The organism is Streptomyces sp. CG 926 (assembly GCF_003148825.1).
Taxonomy (GTDB): Bacteria; Actinomycetota; Actinomycetes; order Streptomycetales; family Streptomycetaceae; genus Streptomyces.
Map to the genome: position 1 here is coordinate 320,943 of NZ_QGGZ01000011.1, position 19,104 is coordinate 340,046.

A 19,104-nucleotide genomic window follows, 5' to 3' on the forward strand; every position below is an offset into this window, starting at 1 on the left:
GATGAACAAGACGATCAGGCGTGCGTCGGTCTTCTGTCTGCTTCTGGTGCTGGCCCTGCTGGTCCGTGTCACCTGGGTGCAGGCATACCAAGGCCAGGCCCTCGCAGAAGACAAGCACAACCGCCGGAATCTCATCGCGCAGTACGAGAACCCGCTGGGCAACATCATCGTGGGCGGGGAGGCGATCACCGGCTCGGAGAAGACGGGCGGCAAGGACTTCGGCTACAAGCGGACCTACGTCGACGGCCCCCTCTACGCACCCATCACGGGCTACAGCTCCCAGGCCTACGGCACCACCCTGCTGGAGGGCATCTACAAGAACATCCTCAACGGCTCCGACAGCCGGCTGAGGACCGCGATGGACATGCTCACCAACAAGCGGGCTTCTCCCGGCAATGTCCTGACCACCATCGACAAGGACGTCCAGAAGGCCACCTACGACGCGCTCCAGGGCAAGCAGGGCGCGGCCGTCGCCATGGACCCCAAGACCGGCGAGATCCTGGCCGTCGTGAACAACCCCTCCTTCGACCCGGGCAGCATCGCCGGCGCCAACGACGAGAAGGCCTGGACCGAGCTGTCCGCCGACAAGGGCAAGGCCATGGAGAACGTGGCGCTGCGCAAGCCGCAGGCGCCCGGCTCCACCTTCAAGCTGGTCACCCTCGCCGCGGCGATCGAGAACGGCCTCGTCACCGACCTCGACCGACAGACCGGGATCGCCGATCCGTACACGATCCCCGGCACCCGCACCCCGCTGCCCAGCGAGGCGGGCTCCGCGGCCTGCAACAACGTCTCGGTGCGCACCGCCCTGCGACTCTCCTGCAACAACGTCTTCGCCGAGCTCGCCTCCAAGCTGGGCCAGGACAAGATGCGGGCGACGGCCGAGAAGCTCGGTTTCAACGTGCAGATCGACACCCCGGTCCGCACCAACCCGCCCAGCAAGTACCCGTCGAAGAAGATGTCGATCGACCAGGTCGCGCAGACCGGTATCGGCCAGTTCGACGTGCAGGCCACCCCGCTCCAGATGGCGATGGTGACGGCCGCGATCGAGAACGGCGGCAAGCTCGTCGCCCCGCACCTGGTCTCCGAGGTCACCGACTCGGGCGGCGACGTGCTGGAGAGCTTCAAGGACCCGAAGTCCCAGCAGGTCATGGGTGAGAAGACCGCCTCGATGATCCGCGACGCCATGCGTACGGTCGCCACCGAGGGCGGCGGCAAGCCGGCCCAGGTGTCCGGCGCCGAGGTCGGCGGCAAGACCGGTACCGCCCAGCGCGGCGTCAACAACAGCCTCGCTCCGCTGGCCTGGTTCACCTCCTACGGCAAGTCGAACGGCAAGCAGATCGCGGTCGCCGTGGTGATCGAGAACTCCGACACCGACCGCTCGGAGATCGGTGGCGGGAAGCTGGCGGCCCCGATCGCCCAGAAGATGATGGCGGCGTGGCTGAAGAAGTAGCCACGAACGCCGCGCGGCCGACGCGCCGGGAACCGTCGAGGTTCCCGGCGCGTTCCCACTCCCATGATCAGAGCCGCGCACCCCGCCGACGTCCCCGCGATCGCCGCCCTGCACGCCCGGGCCCGCGCCACCTACTACCAGGGCCACATCCCCGAGCAGGCCTACCTGGGCGACGCCGAACTCCAGCGGACCCGCGAGGGCTGGTCGCGAGCCCTCGCGGACACCGCCGAGGGTGAGGTGCTCTGCGCCGAGCAGGACGGCGAGCTCACGGGGGTCGCCGCGTTCCGCACCCGGGACGGCGAGACCACCCTCACCCAGCTCCACGTCGACCCCGTCCACTGGCGCCGCGGCACCGGGGCCGCCCTGCACGCCGCTTGCCTGGACGCCTGGCGGCGGGCCGGAATCCGCCGGGTCCGCCTGGAGGTCTACGAGCACAACCTCCGCGCCCAGGCCTTCTACGCCACCCAGGGCTGGCTCGCGGACCCGTCGGCACCCCGCTCCGGCTCCCACCGGACCCTCTGGCTGCGGGTGGAGCAGGTGCCGGTTCCGTCCGGGGAATGAGACGGGCCCCCGAGTGGTTGAACCACAAACCGTTTCACCCCCCCCTGAACCCGGAGAGAAGAAGGATCATGCGCGTCGAGATCTGGAGCGACATCGCTTGTCCCTGGTGCTACATCGGCAAGGCCCGTTTCACCAAGGGGCTGGCCGAGTTCGCTCACCGCGACGAGGTGGAGGTCGTCTTCCGGTCCTTCGAGCTCGACCCGGGCGGCGCGAAGGGCGTCACCGCTCCCGTCGTGGAGATGCTCGCGAAGAAGTACGGCCGCACGCTCGACGAGGCGCGCGGCATGGAGGAGCACGTCGCCGCCAGTGCTCGCGCGGAGGGGCTCACCTACCTCACCGAGGGCCGCGACCACGGCAACACCTTCGACATCCACCGACTGCTGCACCTGGCCGCCGCCCGGGGTCGGCAGGAGGAGCTGCTCGACCTCGCCTACCGGGCCAACTTCGGCGAGGAGCGCTCCGTCTTCGACCCCGAGGTGCTGATCGCCCTCGCCGTCGAGGCCGGACTGGACGAGGCCGACGCCCGCGCCGTCCTCGCCGACGACTCGGCCTACGCCGACGAGGTCCGGGCCGACGAGCGCGAGGCCGCCGAGCTGGGCGCGAACGCCGTACCGTTCTTCGTCCTGGACCGCCGCTACGGGATCTCCGGCGGACAGCCGGCCGAGGTGTTCACCCAGGCCCTGGAGCAGGCGTGGGCCGGGCGCGAGGTCGAAGAGCCGACCGAGACTGCCGAAGCCTGCGAGCCCGACGGCGCGTGCGCGGTCCCGCAGGCGTAAGGATCGCCCGGAAAGGTTCGCAGACTCGGCGAACTCGGCAATGGACTGGCGGTCGTTCCTGACGCAGAGTTGAAGGCATGGATCTTGCGCTAGCCGAAGCGACCCGTGCCGAGTTCGCCCCCTCCACCATCTACCTCAACACTGCCAAGTGCGGGGTCGTCCCGCGCTCCGCCGTCGCGGCCGTCCGGGAGCTGGCCGAAGCGGCGGGGGCCGGGCTCCCCACCGGTTTCGGCGACTTCGACCGCGTGGACGGGGCCCGGGCGGCCTTCGCCCGCCTCGTCGGGGTGGACATCGACCGGGTGTCCATCGGCTCGGCCGTCTCCACCCACGTCGGCCTCGTCGCCGCCTCGCTCCCGTCCGGCGCCGAAGTGCTCTGCCCCGAGGGTGAGTTCTCCTCGGTGATCAACCCCTTCGTGGCACGCGGCGACCTCAAGATGCGCTTCGCCCCGCTCGAATCCGTCGCCGAGCACGTCGGCCCCGGCACCGCCCTGGTCGCGCTGAGCGTCGTGCAGTCCGCGGACGGCCGCAAGGCCGATCTGGCCGCGGTGCGCGCGGCGGCGACCGCGCACGGGACCCGGATGCTCGTGGACGCGACCCAGGCGGCCGGCTGGCTCCCCTTCGACGCCTCGCCCTACGAGTACACGGTCACCGGCGGCTTCAAATGGCTGCTCGGCGTGCGCGGAGCCTCGTACCTGACGGTGTCGCGCGAGGCCCAGCACACGCTGACCCCGCTGCACGCCGGCTGGGTGCCCGCGGTCGCCGACGGGGACGCCACCTACGGGCCGATGGCGGGACTCGCCCACGGGGCGCGGCGGTTCGACGAGTCCCCCGCCTTCCTGGCCTACCACGCGTCCGCGCCCGCGCTGGCCCTGCTGGAGCGGATCGGCATCGAGGCCGTGCACGCCCACGACACCGCCCTGGCCGCCCGCTACCGGGCGGGCATCGCGAGCCTGGGCCACGAGCCCGTCCCCGGCGACGCCGCCATCGTCTCCGTGCCGGGCCTCGTGGACCGGCAGCCCGCCCTGGAGGCCGCCGGCATCGCCACATCGGCCCGCGCGGGCCTGCTGCGGGCCTCGTTCCACCTCTACAACACGGAGGCGGACGTGGACCGGCTCCTGAACGCCCTCGCCGGCTCCTGACGCGGCAGGTCCCGTGCGTACAGTGCCGCCATGAGCGATGCGAGGGATGGGAGCGACGTGAATGGTGTGAACGGCGTGAGCGACGTGCTGCACGTGAAGGGGCGGGTACTGGTCGGGCCCGACGAGGTACGCGACGAGCTCTGGGTGGTCGGCGGGCGGATCTCCTACGAGCGCCCGCTCGGCGCCCGTGAGATCACCACGGTGACCGGCTGGGCGCTGCCCGGACTGGTCGACGCGCACTGCCACGTGGGGCTGGACGCCCACGGCCCGGTCGACGCCGAGACCGCCGAGCGCCAGGCCCTCACCGACCGCGACGCCGGGACGCTCCTCATCCGCGACGCCGGATCGCCCTCCGACACCCGCTGGATCGACGACCGCGAGGACCTGCCGAAGATCATCCGGGCCGGTCGGCACATCGCGCGCACCCGCCGCTACATCCGCAACTACGCCCACGAGATCGAGCCGGCCGATCTCGTCGAGTACGTCGGCCGCGAGGCGCTGCGCGGCGACGGCTGGGTCAAGCTCGTCGGCGACTGGATCGACCGCGACGCCGGTGACCTCGCCGCCTGTTGGCCGCGCGCCGAGGTCGAGGCGGCCATCGCCGAGGCGCACCGGCTGGGTGCCCGGGTCACGGCGCACTGCTTCGCCGAGGACTCGCTGCGCGACCTCGTCGAGGCGGGCATCGACTGCATCGAGCACGCCACCGGCCTCACCGAGGACACCATCCCGCTGTTCGCGGAGCGCGGGGTCGCGATCGTCCCGACGCTCGTGAACATCGCGAACTTCCCGAAGATGGCGGCGGGCGGCGAGGCGAAGTTCCCGAACTGGTCGGCGCACATGCGACGGCTCCACGAACGGCGCTACGACACCGTCCGAGCCGCCTACGACGCGGGCATCGAGGTCTTCGTCGGCACGGACGCGGGCGGCTCGCTGCCGCACGGCCTGGTCGCGGCGGAGGTCGCGGAGCTGGTCAAGGCCGGTATCCCGGCGATCGACGCCCTCTCCGCGACGGCCTGGGCGGCCCGTGAGTGGCTCGGCAGGCCGGGGCTGACCGAGGGGGCGCCCGCCGACCTGGTGGTGTACGCCGCCGACCCGCGGGCCGACGTGGGCGTGCTGGCGCAGCCGCTTCGGGTCGTCGTGAACGGCAGGGTCCGGGCCTGAGCCGTGGGTCGGCGCCCGGTTGACGTCGCGTGACATCGGTGGCCCGTCGGTCGTTGAAGACGACCGCGCGGGCGGGATCTCCGTGAAAGGAGGGCACTTGCGTTCACGATGAGGCGCAATGATTCGAATATGCGCCCGGAAACCACCCTTTGGGGTGAAGTAACGTCAGCTTGCCCCTCGTTCACCCACAGTGCGTAAAGATTCCGGGGTCGAGTCCGTCGGCGCCCGCGGTGTCCCCCATCGGCGGCGCGACGGCACCCAACTCCCCGGGGGTTCCACCACCGTGAACAGCCATACCTTCCGCATGCCCGCGGCCGTCCTCCTCGCCACGGGAGCGGTCGCCCTGCTCACCGCACCGCCCGCCTTCGCCACGGGAGGAGGCGCGGCGGGGGGTGAGGGCAAGGCCGGCGCCGTCGTCCTGCGCGCCGGACTGGACGTGCGCCTGCTCAGCACCGTGCACGTCCCGCTGAAGACGACCCTCAACGAGGTCAGTGCCCCGGCGACGGCCGAGAAGACCGCGTTGACCGTCACGCTGGACGGTGTCGAGGGGAACAAGCCGGTCAGTGTGCTGCGCGCCGAGGTGGCCACCTCCAAGGCGACCGCCGACAAGGCCCGATCCGAGGCGGAGGCGAACCTCGCCAAGGCCACCGTCCACGTCCCCGGACTGCCGCTGCTCTCCCTCATCGAGGTGGAGAAGGTCACCTCCAAGGCCGTCTGCGAGGCGGGCAAGAAGCCGGTGGCCAGTGCGAACGTCCTCGGGACGGTGACGGCGCTCGGCAAGAAGGTCACCCTGTCCGCGGGCGGCCCCACCAAGGTGGAGGTCCCGGGAGTGGGCCGGATCGACCTGGAGTTGTCCGGTACGGAGACCACCTCCACCACGGCGGCCGCGGCCGCGCTCCGCCTGAAGATCGCGGTCGACCCGCTCAACCTGAACGTGGCGAAGGTCGACGGCGAGATCGTGCTCGCCGAGGCGCACTGCCAGTCCCCGGCGGGCGCGGCGCCGGCCCAGCCCGCGAACCCGGACATCAAGCCCCAGACGGCGACCGGTACGGGCGCCGGCCCGGCCACGTCCGGCGGCGCTGCCGGCACCACAGGCACCACCGGCGCCAACCTCGCCGAGACCGGCGGCGGTTCACTGACCCCCTACGTCGCGGGCGGGGCCCTGACCCTGCTCGCCATCGGCGGGGGCGCGCTCCTGATCACCCGACGGGGCAGGGCCTCGTAGGGCGGCCGGGAGCCCCGGGCCGCCACCCGGCACGCCCACCCCGAGGAGCGCACGGAGGGGAGCGCTCGACGGGGTGACGGGCGAGGACGGGCGGCGGCCCGGGGCGACCCACGGCCGACGGGCTCCCGGCGCGCCCCGGTGCTCCTCAGCGGGCGGCGTGCTCCAGGCCCTGTCCGCCCGCGCCGCGTGTCATCACGGCCTCGGTGACCTGCTGGTCGATCCGCGCGTACTCGCTGCGCTTCGCGGCCGGGAGCGAGGTGTCCGAGGCCGCGCAGGAGGCGCAGACGACACGGAACGGCGGCCCCATGTCCGAGTACTGCGTGAGGTATTCGGCCTTCACCACCTCCCAGCGGCCCGGCCGGCCCGCCGCCGGGGAGAAGGTGAAGCGGGGGACCGAGGACTGGTTGCCGCGCAGCTTGTCGGCCGGCACGAAGCTGGCGACCTGGTCGCCCATCCCGAAGACCACCCAGGTGCCGTTGATCTTCTCGTAGGGCTGCGGAACGTGGTTGTGGGTGCCGATGATCAGATCGATGTCGGGGAGCCCGTCGGCCGCACGGGAGGCTGTCAGCGCCTGCGCCAGCGCCTTCTGCTGCTCGTCGGGCGCCGTCTGCCACTCGGTACCCCAGTGGACGCTCAGCACCACCACGTTCGCGCCCTGCGCCCGGGCGGCCCGGGCGTCCGCGATGATCCGGTCCTGGTCGATCAGATTTACGGCCCACGGCTTGCCCTGCGGAAGCGGGATGCCGTTCGTGCCGTACGTGTAGGAGAGCTGGGCGACCTTCGCCCCGCCCGCCGCGAGCAGCGCCGGAGCCTTCGCCTCCTCCGCGCTGCGGGCCGAGCCGACGTGCGGGATGCCGACCCGGTCGAGGTGCTCCAGGGTGCGGGCGAGGCCCTCGTAGCCGTCGTCCAAGGTGTGGTTCGAGGCGGTGGAACAGCTGTCGTACCCGGCGTCCTTGAGTGCGTCCGCCAACTGGTGCGGGGCCTTGAAGGTGGGATAGCCGGTGTAGGGGCCGCCGGGGCGCCCGTACGGTATCTCGTGGTGGCATATCGCCAGGTCGGCGGCGGACACCAGGGGTTTGACCCCGGCGAGTATCTTCCGGAAGTCGTACTCCCCGGCCTTGCCCGCGTCGTCCGCCGACCGCTGGACGATCGACGGGTACGGGATGATGTCGCCGGTCGCCACCAGGGTGAACGGCTTCCCGGCGGCCGCCGGGGCGGTGCCCTCGGGCGTGTCCGCATCGCTCTGCGCCGGCCTGCCCTGGAACCGCTGCCCCGTGGCGGGCGCCGCCCCGTCGTCCAACAGTCGCGGGACGGCGTAGATCCCGCCGCCCACGACCGCCAGCGCGGCCAGTACCGCGCCCGTCCTCATGGATGCCTTCATGTCCGCCCCCGATGTCATGCGCCGATGCGGGGATCCTCACCCGGCCCCGCCCCCGCGGCCATCGTAAGGGGCCGAACGGGTGACGGCCCTGTCGGCGCTCGGTGACGAGCCCAGGTCAGGAGCCTGCCGAGGAGGCAGGCGGAACCGGCCCGCCCGCCCCGGCTCGGCGCGCGGTCAGCGGGCGGCCAGTGCGAGGGCGTGGTCCATGGCCTGGAGCAGCCGGCCCGTCGTCGCCCGGTCGCGCACCGCCAGGCGCAGCCAGGAGTGGTCCAGCCCCGGGAAGGTGTCCCCGCGGCGGACGGCGAAGCCGAGGGCGCGCAGCCGGGTGCGGACCTCCGCCCCGCCCGCCACCCGGATCAGGACGAACGGCCCCTCCGCCACCCCGACGGACGTCACCTCGTCGAACTCCGCGAGCCCGGCCAGCAGGTGCGCCCGGTCCACCGCGATCCGCCGGGCCGCCTCCTCCGCCTCGGCCAGCGCCGCCGGAGCCATGCAGGCCTCGGCCGCCACCAGAGCCGGGGTCGAGACCGGCCACAGCGGCTGCGCGGCCGCCAGCTTCGCGATCACCTCGGGCTCGGCCAGTACGTAGCCGATCCGCAGCCCCGCCAACCCCCACGTCTTGGTCAGGCTCCGCAGCACCACCAGCCCCGGCAGGTCCATCCGTCCGGCCAGGGCCTCCCGCTCGCCCGGGACCGCGTCCATGAACGCCTCGTCCACGACCAGGATCCGGCCGGGCCGGGCCAGCGCGGCCAGGGTTCCCGCCGGGTGCAGTACGGACGTCGGGTTGGTCGGATTGCCGATCACCACGAGATCCGCGTCCTCGGGCACGTCCGCCGGGTCCAGCCGGAAGCCGTCCGCCGCCCGCAGCACCACCCGCTCGACCTCGTGCCCGGCGTCCCGCAGGGCCGCTTCCGGCTCGGTGAACTGCGGATGCACCACGACCGGTCGTACGGCTCCCAGAGCCCGGGCGATCAGTACGAAGGCCTCCGCGGCCCCGGCCGTCAACAGCACCCGCTCGACCGGCAGCCCGTGCCGAGCCGCCACCGCCGCGCGGGCGGGCCGCCCGTCGGGATATGCGGCCAGATCCCTGAGCGAGGCGGCGATCCGCTGCTTGAGCCAGTCCGGGGGCGTGTCCGCACGGACGTTGACGGCCAGGTCCACCAGCGCCGAGCCCGCGTCGATCACCTCGGCGTCCCCGTGGTGGCGCAGGTCGTGCGTGTGCGCCGTGGCCACGGCGCAGGTCGCCGCCACCGACCGCCGCTTGGGCACGAGGAGTTCCCCACCGCCCGCGAGGGCGGCGGCCTCCGCCACCGAGGGGGTCCCGGTGGCGGCACGCGCCGCCTCCGAGGGATGCGGCACGGTGATGGCGGCGAGCCGGTCGACGGGATAGCTCACCAGGGGAACGCCGAATCGTTTCGCCGCACCCGTGATCCCGGGCTCGTCCGCCTTCGACTCCACCGTGGCCAGCGCCGTCACCGACCCCACGGCCAGCCCGGCCCCCCGCAGCGTCTCCTCGACCAAGGCGCAGACCTCCGCGACGGAAACCCCCTCGCGTCCGCCGACCCCGACCACCACCTGCGTCGTGTACTCGCCCACCGGGGGCCCTCCCTCCGTAGTCACCGTCACCGCCGCCGGCATGGGAACCGGCACCGTCACTTGCACCGAGACAGCACCGGCACCGCTACCGGAACCGGCCGTTCGTCAACACTCGGTTACCCGCCACCCGCGCGCGGACGTGCGCGCGGCGCGAGGAGTCTGTATTCAGGGGCGCATGGCCGTGATCGTGGCGCTGGGCGCGTTCCTGATGACCCTGGCGGGCGGATGGGCGGCGCAGCGCGTCACCGACCGCCGCCACCTCGTGCTGGGCCTGGCCGGCGGGCTGATGCTCGGCGTCGTCGGCCTCGACCTGCTCCCGGAGGCGCTCCACGCGGCGGGCGACGAGGTGTTCGGTGTCCCGCTCGCCCTGCTGCTCTTCGTGGCCGGCTTCCTGGTCGCGCACGTCGTGGAACGGCTGCTGGCGGTCCGCCAGGCCGCGCACGGCGCCGAGGACGGCGCCCGCGTGCCCCAGGTCGGGCTCACCGCGGCCGCGGCCATGGTCGGCCACAGCCTCGCCGACGGGGTGGCCCTGGGCGCGGCCTTCCAGGTCGGCGGGGGGATGGGGGTGGCCGTGGCGCTGGCCGTCATCACCCACGACTTCGCCGACGGGTTCAACACCTACACCCTCACCAGCCTCTACGGGAACGACCGCCGCAAGGCCCTGATCATGCTCTTCGCGGACGCCGTCGCCCCGGTCGTGGGCGCGGCGTCCACTCTGCTGTTCACCCTTCCGGAGGAACCCCTCGGCGCGTACCTCGGCTTCTTCGGAGGCGTCCTGCTGTACCTCGCGTCCGCCGAGATCCTCCCCGAGGCCCACCACAAGCACCCCGCCCTGTCCACGCTGATGTGCACGGTGGGCGGGGTGGCCGGGATCTGGCTCGTGGTGGGCATCGCGGACTGAGCGTCGGCCGGGGACGGAGGTCACCGCCGTGCTGCCGCGGCTTCCGTGAAGCGACGGGCGACGGACGGCTCCGCCGCCCAGTGCGTGTGCAGGTAGCTGGCGTGCACGCCCTGCTGCACGAAGCCCTCGACCCGGCGTTCCGGGTGGGTGAACCCCCAGGCCGGAGCCGCACCGGCGCCCGGCTCGATCACCGTCCGGTGGAACTCGTGCCCGCGCAGGCGGGTCCCGGCCCGCGCGAGCGCGCTGTCCGACACCGCCACCGCCTCGCGGTAGCCGAGGGTGAGGCGTTCCGACATCCGCGCGTCGGCGTCGAGCACCCCGCACATGGGCTTCCCGTCCAGCGACCGGCCCAGGTAGAGCAGCCCGGCGCACTCGGCGGCGACCGGGCCGCCGGCCGCGGCGAAGGCGGCGACGGCCGCCCGCAGCGGCTCGTTGGCGGACAGTTCGGGCGCGTACATCTCCGGGAAGCCGCCGCCTATCACCAGGCCGGCGGTGCCGGGCGGGAGTGCCTCGTCCCGTAGCGGGTCGAAGGTGACGACCTCCGCTCCGGCGGCGGTGAGCAGCTCGGTGTGTTCGGCGTAGGAGAAGGTGAACGCGGCGCCGCCGGCGACCGCGATCACCGGTGCGGCTCCGCCGGCGGCGAGGCCGCCCTCGGACCCGGGCGCCTCGAACCCCGGGGAGGCCGCCTCCGGCCGATGGGGCGACCACGCCTCGCACTCCAGGGGCGGGGCCGTGCGGGCCAAGGCCATCAGGGCATCCAGGTCGCAGCCCGCCCGGACCTGCGCGGCCAGCGCCGACACCGACGCCAGCGCGTCGGTGTGCCGCTCGGCCACCGGGACCAGCCCCAGGTGGCGCGACGGCGTGGCCACCTGCGGAGCCCGCCGCAGGACGCCGAGCACCGGCATCCCCGCCTCCTCCAAGGCCTCCCGCAGCATCACCTCGTGCCGGTCGGAGCCGACCTTGTTCAGGATCACCCCGCCCAGACGTACCTGCGGGTCGAAGGACGCGAAGCCGTGCACCAGCGCCGCCACCGACCGCGACTGCGAGGAGGCGTCGACCACCAGCACCACCGGTGCCCGCAGCAACTTCGCGACCTGCGCCGTCGACGCCAGTTCACCCCGGCCCGCGGCGCCGTCGTAGAGCCCCATGACGCCCTCGACCACGGCCAGATCGCACCCGGCCGCCCCGTGCGCGAACAGCGGAGCGACGAGGTCCGGCCCGCACATGAAGGCGTCGAGGTTGCGGCCCGGCCGGCCGGTGGCCAGCGCGTGGTAGCCGGGGTCGATGTAGTCGGGCCCGGCCTTGTGCGGGGACACGGCGAGGCCGCGCTCCGAGAAGGCCGCCATCAGGCCCGTGGCCACGGTGGTCTTGCCGCTCCCCGAGGAGGGAGCGGCGATGACCAGCCGTGGAATAGGGAACGAAGTCACCACTCGATGCCCTTCTGGCCCTTCTGCCCCGTGTCCATCGGGTGCTTGACCTTGGTCATCTCGGTGACCAGGTCCGCGAACTCCACCAGCTTCTCCGGCGCGTTGCGGCCCGTGATCACCACGTGCTGCGTGCCGGGGCGGGTCCGCAGCACCTCGATCACCTCGTCGACGTCGATCCAGCCCCAGTGCATCGGGTAGGCGAACTCGTCGAGCACGTACAGCTTGTGCGTCTCGGCGGCCAGATCGCGCTTGACCTGCTCCCAGCCTTCCTTGGCCGCCTGCTCGTTGTCGAGCTGCGCGTCACGCTGGACCCAGGACCAGCCCTCGCCCATCTTGTGCCAGACGACGGATCCGCCCTCGCCGGAGGCGCCGAGCACCTTGAGCGCGTTCTCCTCGCCGACCTTCCACTTCGCCGACTTCACGAACTGGAACACCCCGATCGGCCAGCCCTGGTTCCAGGCGCGCAGCGCCAGCCCGAAGGCCGCCGTGGACTTGCCCTTGCCGGGGCCGGTGTGGACGAAGACCAGCGGCCGGTTGCGGCGCTGGCGCGTCGTGAGCCCGTCGTCCGGAACGACGGACGGCTGTCCCTGAGGCATTACGCGGCCCTCCTGTTGCTGCTGTTGGGTGAAGCGGTGGACGCCACCGCGGTACGTACGTTCTTCACGAGCCCGGCCAGCGAATCCGCCCGCAGCCCGTCCAGCGTGACGGCGGGCCCGCCCAGGTCACGGGCCAGCACGTCGGCCAGCCCCAGCCGGACCGGCCCGGACTCGCAGTCCACGACCACCGAGGCGACGCCCCCGGCCTGCAGCAGCCGCGCGCTGTGCCCCGCGAGCTCCCGCGGGCTGCTGTCCGTACGGCCCCCGACGTTCCCGGCCGAGGTGGCCCGCCCGTCGGTGACCACCACGAGCAGCGGCCGGCGCGAGGGATCCCGGAGCCGCTCGATCCGCAGCACCTCGTGCGCCTTCAACAGCCCGGCGGCCAGCGGGGTCCGGCCGCCCGTCGGCAACTGCTCCAGCCGGGCCGCCGCCGCGTCCACCGAGGAGGTCGGCGGCAGGGCCAGCTCGGCCGTGGCACCCCGGAAGGTGATCAGGCCGACCTTGTCCCGGCGCTGGTACGCGTCGAGGAGCAGCGACAGCACGGCGCCCTTGACCGCGCTCATGCGCTGCCGGGCGGCCATGGAACCGGAGGCGTCGACGACGAAGAGGACGAGGTTGCCCTCGCGGCCCTCCCGTGTGGCCTGGCGCAGATCGTCCTTGCGGATCACGAGACCGCGCCCGTCGCGACCGCGCGCCTTCTGATGCGGGGCGGCGGCCTGGATCGTCGCGGTCAGGTGCAGCTTCGTCAGGTGCCCGCGCGGGCGCTGGGCCCCGGTGGTGCGGCCGTGGGCGGTGCGGGCGCGGGAGCGGCGTCCGGACGCGCCCTCGCCCAGGCCCGGCACGCTGAGCATCTTGGTCCGGAACGGCTCGGCGGCACGCACCGCGGCCTGCTCGGGGCCGGCGGCCTCCTGGGCGGAGGGCTGCGGAGCCTCGGGCGTCTCCGCGGGGGCCTCGCCGGAGTCGGGGGCCTCGGCCTCGGGGGTCTCGGCCGGGGCGCCCGGGTCCTGGGACCCGTCGCCCTGCGGGGGCGTACCACCGGGGCCTCCGTCGGGACCGCCGTCCTCGGGGCCGCTGTCGTCAGGGCCCTCCGGCTCCGGCTCCGGCTCGGGCTCCGGGTCCTCGTCGGGGAACTCGTCCAGGATCCGATCGAGCATGTCCTCGTCCAGCCCGGGCGCGTCGAACGGGTTGCGGCGCCGCCGATGGGGGAGCGCCAGCAACGCGGCCTGCCGGACGTCTTCCTTCCGTACGTCGGTCCGACCGGCCCAGGCGGCCAGCGCGGTCGCGGTCCGCGCCATCACGATGTCGGCCCGCATCCCGTCGACCTCGAACCCGGCGCAGGTCGCCGCGATCTGCAGGAGCGCGGTGTCGCCGAGCGAGACCTTCGGGAGCAGCGCCCGCGCGGCCACCACCCGGGCGCGGACCTCGTGCTCGTCCCCGGCCCAGCGGGTCGCGAAGCCCGCGGGATCGTCCTCGTAGGCGAGCCGGCGGCGGACCACCTCGACGCGCTGGGCGGGCTCGCGGGAGGCGGCCACCTCGACGGTGAGCCCGAACCGGTCGAGGAGCTGCGGGCGCAGCTCGCCCTCCTCGGGGTTCATGGTGCCGACGAGCAGGAACCGGGCGGCGTGGCGCACGGAGACGCCCTCGCGCTCGACGTAGGACGACCCCATGGCTGCGGCATCGAGGAGGACGTCCACCAAATGGTCATGGAGAAGATTCACTTCATCCACGTAGAGGATCCCGCGGTGGGCGTCGGCGAGCAGGCCGGGCTCGAAGGCCTTCACACCCTCGGCGAGGGCCCGTTCGATGTCGAGGGCGCCGACGAGGCGATCCTCGGATGCGCCGACGGGCAGCTCCACCATGCGGGCGGGCCGGACTCCACCAGGGCCGGACTCGTGCGGGCCGTCCGGGCAGGCCGGGTCCGGCGTGGTGGGCGCGCACGAGAACCGGCAGCCGGGCACGACCTCGACCTGGGGCAGCAGCGCCGACAGCGCGCGCACGGCCGTGGACTTGGCGGTCCCCTTCTCACCGCGCACGAGCACGCCGCCGACGGCGGGGCTCACGGCGTTGAGCAGCAGCGCCAGCCGGAGGTCGTCCTGCCCGACAACGGCGGAGAACGGGAAGTGGACGCTGCTCATGAAACGGCAACTCCTTCGAGTGGCTTGCGATGGATGTCGGCACCGAGACGGCGACGGTTCGCCAGGCTCGACGCATGCTCCCTGCGCCGGCAGGGATGACCCTCTGCTGCACGAGCACCTGATCGAGCTGTTGCTCTGCTCCCCGGGACAGCGGGGATGGCGGACCCCTTCGGGGCGAGGACCGCCCGCGGGGCTCCGCCCGTCACGGCGCGCCCGGCGGCAGGAAGGGGAGCCCGGTGGGGGCGCCCCCCTCGATCAGCTTCAGCAGGGCATCCGTGTCCGCGTGCTGCTCGATCAGGTCGCCCAACAGGTCCAGCTGTTCCTCGCGCAGCGCGCCGAACGAGGTGTCCGGCGCGGGGACGAAGCGCCGCCCCGCGGCCGCGGCCACCTCCCGCAGGAACGCCCGGCGGAAGCCGTCCGACTCCAGCGATCCGTGCCAGTGGGTGCCCCACACCGACCCGACGCGGCAGCCGTCCAGGAAGGCCTCGCCGCCGAGCACCTCGGCCACGCCGTGGTGGATCTCGTAGCCCGCGACGTCCTCGCCCAGCGCCGAACCCACCGGCCGGGCCAGGGTCTTCTCCCGCTCGAAGCGGACCCGAACGGGGAGCAGCCCGAGGCCGTCGACCTCGCCCGCCCGCGATTCGACCTCGTCGGAGATCCGCTCGCCCAGCACCTGGAACCCGCCGCAGATGCCCAGCACCGGCCGCCCCTCGGCGGCCCGCCGCAGCAGCGCGTCCGCGAGCCCGCGTTCCCGCAGCCACGCCAGGGCCTTCACCGTGCCCCGGGTGCCCGGTACGACGACCAGGTCCGCGTCGACCAGTTCCTCGGCCCGGTCCACGAACCGCACCACGACCCCCGGCTCCGCCGCGAGCGCGTCCACGTCCGTGAAGTTCGACATCAGCGGCACCGCGCACACCGCGACCCGCAGCACGTCCTCGCCCACCGGCGGCGCGACCACGGACTCGCGTACCGCACCGCGCAGGGAGACCCGCAGGCCGTCCTCCTCGTCGATGCCCAGGCCGTGCTGGAACGGCAGCACCCCGTAGGTGGCCCGGCCCGTCAGGCCGCGCAGCATCTCCATGCCCGGCTCCAGCAGCGACACGTCGCCGCGGAACTTGTTGACCAGATATCCCGCGATCAGGGACTGGTCCTCGGGGGAGAGCAGCGCCGTCGTCCCGAAGAAGGACGCGAAGACCCCGCCGCGGTCGATGTCCCCGACCACGACCACCGGGAACCGCGCGGCGCGCGCGATGCCCATGTTCACGATGTCGGTCCGGCGCAGGTTGATCTCGGCCGGACTCCCCGCCCCCTCGCAGATCACGGCGTCATACGTGCCCCGCAGCTGCTCCAGGCAGTCCGTGACGATGCCGAGCAACTGCTCCTGACGCCCTCCGTGGTAGCCGCGGGCGCTCATCTCGCCCACCGGCTTGCCCAGCAGCACCACCTGGCTGCTGCGGTCGCTGCCGGGCTTGAGCAGCACCGGGTTCATCAGCGCGGTCGGCTCCACGCGGGCCGCCTGGGCCTGCATCGCCTGGGCGCGCCCGATCTCGGCGCCCTCCAGCGTCACGAAGGAGTTCAACGACATGTTCTGCGCCTTGAAGGGCGCCACCTTCACACCCTGCCGGGCCAGCCAACGGCAGATGCCCGCCGTGACCACGCTCTTGCCCGCGTCCGACGTGGTGCCCGCGACCAGCAGACCCCCGCCGCGCTTCGCGCCGCTCATGCGCGTCCCCCTCGTACTCGTGCCACCAGAGTCCGCGCCACCACGCAGGCGCCCAGCGTCAGCCAGGTCACCTGGCGCGACAGCCGTACCGCCCGCTCGATGTCCGCGACCTCCACCGGCCGCCCCGCCCCGCCGTTCAGTACGGCCCGGTGCTCGACCCGGCCGCCGTAGGCGAGGGTTCCGCCCAGTCTGACGCCCAGCGCCCCGGCGAAGGAGGCCTCCACGGGGCCGGCGTTGGGGCTCGGGTGTGCGGCGGCGTCGGCGCGCCAGGCCCGTACGGCGCCCCGCCGGTCGGGTCCGGCCACTGCGGCGGCGACCGCCGTCAGCCGGGCCCCCGGCCAGCCGGCCAGGTCGTCGAGCCGGGCGGAGGCCCAGCCGTAGCGCAGGTGTCGGGGGGACTTGTGGCCGACCATCGCGTCCAGGGTGTTCACGGCGCGGAAGGCCAGCAGCCCGGGGACTCCGGCGACGGCGCCCCATACGAGGGCCCCGACCACCGCGTCGGAGGTGTTCTCGGCGACGGACTCCACGACGGCGCGGGCCATCTGCTGCCCGTCCAAGGCCTGCGGGTCGCGTCCGCACAGGTGGGGCAGCCGCTCACGGGCCACCTCGATGTCCCCGGCGGCCAGCGCGCCGCCGATGGCGCGGGCCTCGCGGCCCAGCGAGGTGCCGCCCACGACGGCCCAGGTGGCGGCGGCGGTCAGGGCGATACGGGCGGCCGCGGGCCGGGAGCGCACGGCGCGGGCGCCCAGCGCTCCGACGGCGGCAGCGCCCCCGGCGCACACCAGGGTGTGCAGGAGGCCTCGGGCGCGGTCGTCGCGCCACAAGGAGCGTTCGACGGCGGCGGCGGCCCGTCCGAAGGCGGCCACGGGGTGCCCTCGGCGCGGATCCCCGAGGATCCGGTCGCCGATCAGGCCCGCCGTGGCGCCGTACGCGAAGACGCGATCGGCACGCATGGTGGCAGGTATGTCCTCACTCAGGGTCCGCGCCCTGGTTCGACGTGTCCGGCGGCGAGAGTTCCTGGCTCCCGGGACGCACGCGCGGCGTGCGATTCCGGTGACAGTGGCGGGACCGCGCCGGATTCGCACCGGACTTCCTCTCCATGCCGCCGTATTGGCTCGGGCAGTCCACCACGCACCTCGAACGCCCGTCAACTCGCCGTTGACCTGCGGTGCGGCGGGGGCGGAGGGCGCGGGATGGACCGGTGGGCGGACGCGGGAGGGAACGCGAAAGCTCCCCCCGGGACGAACCCGGAGGGAGCCTTCAGACCCGACCCGCCCTGCGAGGGCGGATCAGGCGACGATCAGGTAGATCCCGTACGTCACGGCCGCCGCGACGAGCGCGAAGCACAGGTACGCGCCGGTGCGGGCGAGGGTGGCGGTGCCGCCCTGCTCGGTGGCGGTCTCGTGCTTGGACAGGCCCACCAGGCCCAGGGTGAACAGGGCCACGAGCGCGACGGTGGCGGAGAGGCTGACCCCGAAGACGGAGCCGAGTGCTTCCCAGTCGATCTTCATACTGCCACTTTCTGAGTGTCCGGGTCTCTGTATGTCTCGGTCAGACCGCGGCGGCCGGAGCCGGTGCGGTCGTCGGTGCGGTCGTCTCGGCCGGGATGGTTGCCTTGAGGTCCTCGTCCGTGACCGCGGCGGTCGTACCGGCGGCCGCTGCCGTGGACGGACCGGCGGCCGCGACGGTCGGCGGGACGGTGACGGCGGCGATCGCCGTGGTGACGACACCCGGCTCCTGCGCGGTGGCCGACTCCACGTCGTTGACGTTGTGGTGGTCGACGACCTGGCGGCGGGAGATGACCCAGATGGCGAAGCAGGAGGCGACCAGGAAGACGGCGACGGCGGCGATGCCGATGTCACCGGAGCGCATGACCAGCTCGGCGCCGGCCGAGACCAGCGCGGCGGCCGGCAGGGTCAGGCCCCAGGCGGCGAACATGCGGGTCGCGGTGGACCAGCGGACCACACCACCCTTGCGGCCCAGGCCCGAACCCATGACGGCGCCGGAGCACGCGTGGGTCGTGGAGAGCGAGAAGCCGAGGTTCGAGGAGGCGAGGATGACGGACGCGGCCGAGGTCTGGGCGGCGAAGCCCTGCTGCGGCTGCAGGTCGGTCAGGCCGGTGCCCATGGTGCGGATGATGCGCCAGCCGCCCAGGTAGGTACCCATCGCGATGGCCATACCGGCGGAGACGATGACCCAGACCGGCGGGTTCGCGTCGGGCGCGATCGCGCCGCCGGCGATGAGGGCCAGGGTGATGATGCCCATCGTCTTCTGCGCGTCGTTGGTGCCGTGCGCGAGGGAGACGAGACCGGCCGAGGCGATCTGACCGGCGCGGTAGCCCTTGGCGGAGGTCTTCTCGCCGACCTTGTCACCCAGCTTGTACGTGACCTTGGCGGCCAGGTACGCGGCGATGCCGGCCACCAGCGGGGCGGCGATCGCGGGGATGAGGACCTTGGTGACGACGACGCTGCCGTTGACGGCGCCGATGCCGGCGGAGGCGACCGCGGCACCGATCAGGCCGCCCATCAGGGCGTGCGAGGAGCTGGAGGGGAGACCGACCAGCCAGGTGACGAGGTTCCAGAGGATCGCTCCGACCAGGGCGGCGAAGATCACCTCTGGCTGGATGCCTTCCTCGTTGACCAGGCCCTTGGAGATCGTCTTGGCGACCTCCACGGACATGAACGCGCCGACGAGGTTGAGCACGGCGGACATGGCCACCGCCGTCTTGGGCTTGAGGGCGCCGGTCGAGATGGTGGTAGCCATCGCGTTGGCTGTGTCGTGGAAACCGTTCGTGAAGTCGAACACGAGAGCGGTGATGATCACGATCCCGAGGAGAAGCGTTATGTGCTCCATTTACCCAGGCTTCTGTTTGACGTCAGTGGCTCGGCGACCGTAGGCAATCTGGGTGAACGGAAGATGAACTGGCGCGGGCGGAGCGGTGTACTGGCGCGGGGTGTGATCGGGCCATTCGTCCTGATTCTTCCGTAGATAACGCGATTAATGCACGTCAAAGCCGGGTGAATGAGCCCCTCC

General features: G+C 73.1%; 16 protein-coding genes and 1 riboswitch. Of the genes, 7 read left to right on the top strand and 9 right to left on the bottom strand.

Going from position 1 to position 19,104, the window contains the following annotated elements; genetic code table 11:
* The first annotated feature begins 1 nt into the window (after position 1).
* From BCL76_RS28545 to BCL76_RS28570, 6 genes are all read left to right on the top strand, one after another.
* A complete protein-coding gene (locus tag BCL76_RS28545; RefSeq protein WP_109782239.1) occupies positions 2-1,450 on the top strand; it encodes a peptidoglycan D,D-transpeptidase FtsI family protein in 1,449 nt (482 codons plus the stop codon).
* Positions 1,451-1,513: 63 nt separating this feature from the next.
* A complete protein-coding gene (locus BCL76_RS28550; protein ID WP_109782240.1) occupies positions 1,514-2,011 on the top strand; it encodes a GNAT family N-acetyltransferase in 498 nt (165 codons plus the stop codon).
* Between the two features lie 68 nt (positions 2,012-2,079).
* A complete protein-coding gene (locus tag BCL76_RS28555) occupies positions 2,080-2,787 on the top strand; it encodes a DsbA family oxidoreductase (RefSeq protein ID WP_109782241.1) in 708 nt (235 codons plus the stop codon).
* 77 nt (positions 2,788-2,864) lie between these two features.
* Complete coding sequence (locus BCL76_RS28560) at positions 2,865-3,926, top strand: aminotransferase class V-fold PLP-dependent enzyme (RefSeq protein WP_109782242.1); 1,062 nt, start codon at positions 2,865-2,867, stop codon at positions 3,924-3,926.
* 30 nt (positions 3,927-3,956) lie between these two features.
* Positions 3,957-5,087, top strand: coding sequence for an amidohydrolase family protein (locus BCL76_RS28565; RefSeq protein ID WP_181382767.1), 1,131 nt, complete (start codon positions 3,957-3,959; stop codon positions 5,085-5,087).
* Between the two features lie 283 nt (positions 5,088-5,370).
* Entirely contained in the window at positions 5,371-6,312 is a 942-nt protein-coding gene (locus BCL76_RS28570) for an SCO1860 family LAETG-anchored protein (RefSeq protein ID WP_109782243.1), read from the top strand.
* Between the two features lie 145 nt (positions 6,313-6,457).
* Here BCL76_RS28570 and BCL76_RS28575 read toward each other — a convergent pair whose 3' ends face one another.
* Together BCL76_RS28575 and cobC are read right to left on the bottom strand one after the other, a co-directional pair.
* Positions 6,458-7,681, bottom strand: coding sequence for a CapA family protein (locus tag BCL76_RS28575; protein ID WP_181382768.1), 1,224 nt, complete (start codon positions 7,679-7,681; stop codon positions 6,458-6,460).
* Between the two features lie 186 nt (positions 7,682-7,867).
* Positions 7,868-9,331 carry an Rv2231c family pyridoxal phosphate-dependent protein CobC gene (gene cobC / locus BCL76_RS28580; RefSeq protein ID WP_109782244.1) on the bottom strand — a complete coding sequence of 488 codons (1,464 nt, stop codon included), beginning with the start codon at positions 9,329-9,331 and terminating at the stop codon, positions 7,868-7,870.
* Positions 9,332-9,464: 133 nt separating this feature from the next.
* On the opposite strand from cobC, the gene BCL76_RS28585 reads away from it, so the two are divergent.
* Positions 9,465-10,190, top strand: a complete 726-nt coding sequence (locus BCL76_RS28585) for a ZIP family metal transporter (protein WP_109782245.1) — start codon at positions 9,465-9,467, stop codon at positions 10,188-10,190.
* A 20-nt stretch (positions 10,191-10,210) separates the two neighbouring features.
* On the opposite strand, the gene BCL76_RS28590 is transcribed toward BCL76_RS28585, so the two are convergent.
* From BCL76_RS28590 to BCL76_RS28620, 7 genes are all read right to left on the bottom strand, one after another.
* Complete coding sequence (locus tag BCL76_RS28590; protein ID WP_109782246.1) at positions 10,211-11,620, bottom strand: cobyrinate a,c-diamide synthase; 1,410 nt, start codon at positions 11,618-11,620, stop codon at positions 10,211-10,213.
* Complete coding sequence (cobO, locus tag BCL76_RS28595; RefSeq protein WP_030762617.1) at positions 11,614-12,213, bottom strand: cob(I)yrinic acid a,c-diamide adenosyltransferase; 600 nt, start codon at positions 12,211-12,213, stop codon at positions 11,614-11,616. Before cobO ends, BCL76_RS28590 begins: the two co-directional genes overlap by 7 nt.
* Positions 12,213-14,348, bottom strand: coding sequence for a putative cobaltochelatase (locus BCL76_RS28600; RefSeq protein ID WP_109782247.1), 2,136 nt, complete (start codon positions 14,346-14,348; stop codon positions 12,213-12,215). The genes cobO and BCL76_RS28600 overlap by 1 nt, the downstream gene beginning before the upstream one ends.
* A gap of 202 nt (positions 14,349-14,550) precedes the next feature.
* A complete protein-coding gene (locus BCL76_RS28605; RefSeq protein WP_109782248.1) occupies positions 14,551-16,071 on the bottom strand; it encodes a cobyric acid synthase in 1,521 nt (506 codons plus the stop codon).
* On the bottom strand, positions 16,068-17,024 hold the full coding sequence (locus tag BCL76_RS28610; protein WP_109782249.1) for a cobalamin biosynthesis protein: 957 nt from the start codon (positions 17,022-17,024) through the stop codon (positions 16,068-16,070). Before BCL76_RS28610 ends, BCL76_RS28605 begins: the two co-directional genes overlap by 4 nt.
* 37 nt (positions 17,025-17,061) lie before the next feature.
* Positions 17,062-17,214, bottom strand: a riboswitch (cobalamin riboswitch).
* Between the two features lie 146 nt (positions 17,215-17,360).
* Positions 17,361-17,582, bottom strand: coding sequence for a hypothetical protein (locus BCL76_RS28615; protein WP_030762632.1), 222 nt, complete (start codon positions 17,580-17,582; stop codon positions 17,361-17,363).
* 40 nt (positions 17,583-17,622) lie between these two features.
* A complete protein-coding gene (locus BCL76_RS28620) occupies positions 17,623-18,924 on the bottom strand; it encodes an inorganic phosphate transporter (RefSeq protein ID WP_109782250.1) in 1,302 nt (433 codons plus the stop codon).
* Positions 18,925-19,104 lie beyond the last annotated feature (180 nt).

Bases quoted from the DNA above. Each gene is read 5' to 3' on its own strand.
- BCL76_RS28545 (WP_109782239.1), top strand. From the start codon at position 2: ATGAACAAGACGATCAGGCGTGCGTCGGTCTTCTGTCTGCTTCTGGTG.
- BCL76_RS28605 (WP_109782248.1), bottom strand. From the start codon at position 16,071: ATGAGCGGCGCGAAGCGCGGCGGGGGTCTGCTGGTCGCGGGCACCACG.
- cobO (WP_030762617.1), bottom strand. From the start codon at position 12,213: ATGCCTCAGGGACAGCCGTCCGTCGTTCCGGACGACGGGCTCACGACG.
- BCL76_RS28620 (WP_109782250.1), bottom strand. From the start codon at position 18,924: ATGGAGCACATAACGCTTCTCCTCGGGATCGTGATCATCACCGCTCTC.
- BCL76_RS28585 (WP_109782245.1), top strand. From the start codon at position 9,465: ATGGCCGTGATCGTGGCGCTGGGCGCGTTCCTGATGACCCTGGCGGGC.
- BCL76_RS28555 (WP_109782241.1), top strand. From the start codon at position 2,080: ATGCGCGTCGAGATCTGGAGCGACATCGCTTGTCCCTGGTGCTACATC.
- cobC (WP_109782244.1), bottom strand. From the start codon at position 9,331: ATGCCGGCGGCGGTGACGGTGACTACGGAGGGAGGGCCCCCGGTGGGC.
- BCL76_RS28565 (WP_181382767.1), top strand. From the start codon at position 3,957: ATGAGCGATGCGAGGGATGGGAGCGACGTGAATGGTGTGAACGGCGTG.
- BCL76_RS28610 (WP_109782249.1), bottom strand. From the start codon at position 17,024: ATGCGTGCCGATCGCGTCTTCGCGTACGGCGCCACGGCGGGCCTGATC.
- BCL76_RS28550 (WP_109782240.1), top strand. From the start codon at position 1,514: ATGATCAGAGCCGCGCACCCCGCCGACGTCCCCGCGATCGCCGCCCTG.
- BCL76_RS28615 (WP_030762632.1), bottom strand. From the start codon at position 17,582: ATGAAGATCGACTGGGAAGCACTCGGCTCCGTCTTCGGGGTCAGCCTC.
- BCL76_RS28560 (WP_109782242.1), top strand. From the start codon at position 2,865: ATGGATCTTGCGCTAGCCGAAGCGACCCGTGCCGAGTTCGCCCCCTCC.
- BCL76_RS28575 (WP_181382768.1), bottom strand. From the start codon at position 7,681: ATGAGGACGGGCGCGGTACTGGCCGCGCTGGCGGTCGTGGGCGGCGGG.
- BCL76_RS28600 (WP_109782247.1), bottom strand. From the start codon at position 14,348: ATGAGCAGCGTCCACTTCCCGTTCTCCGCCGTTGTCGGGCAGGACGAC.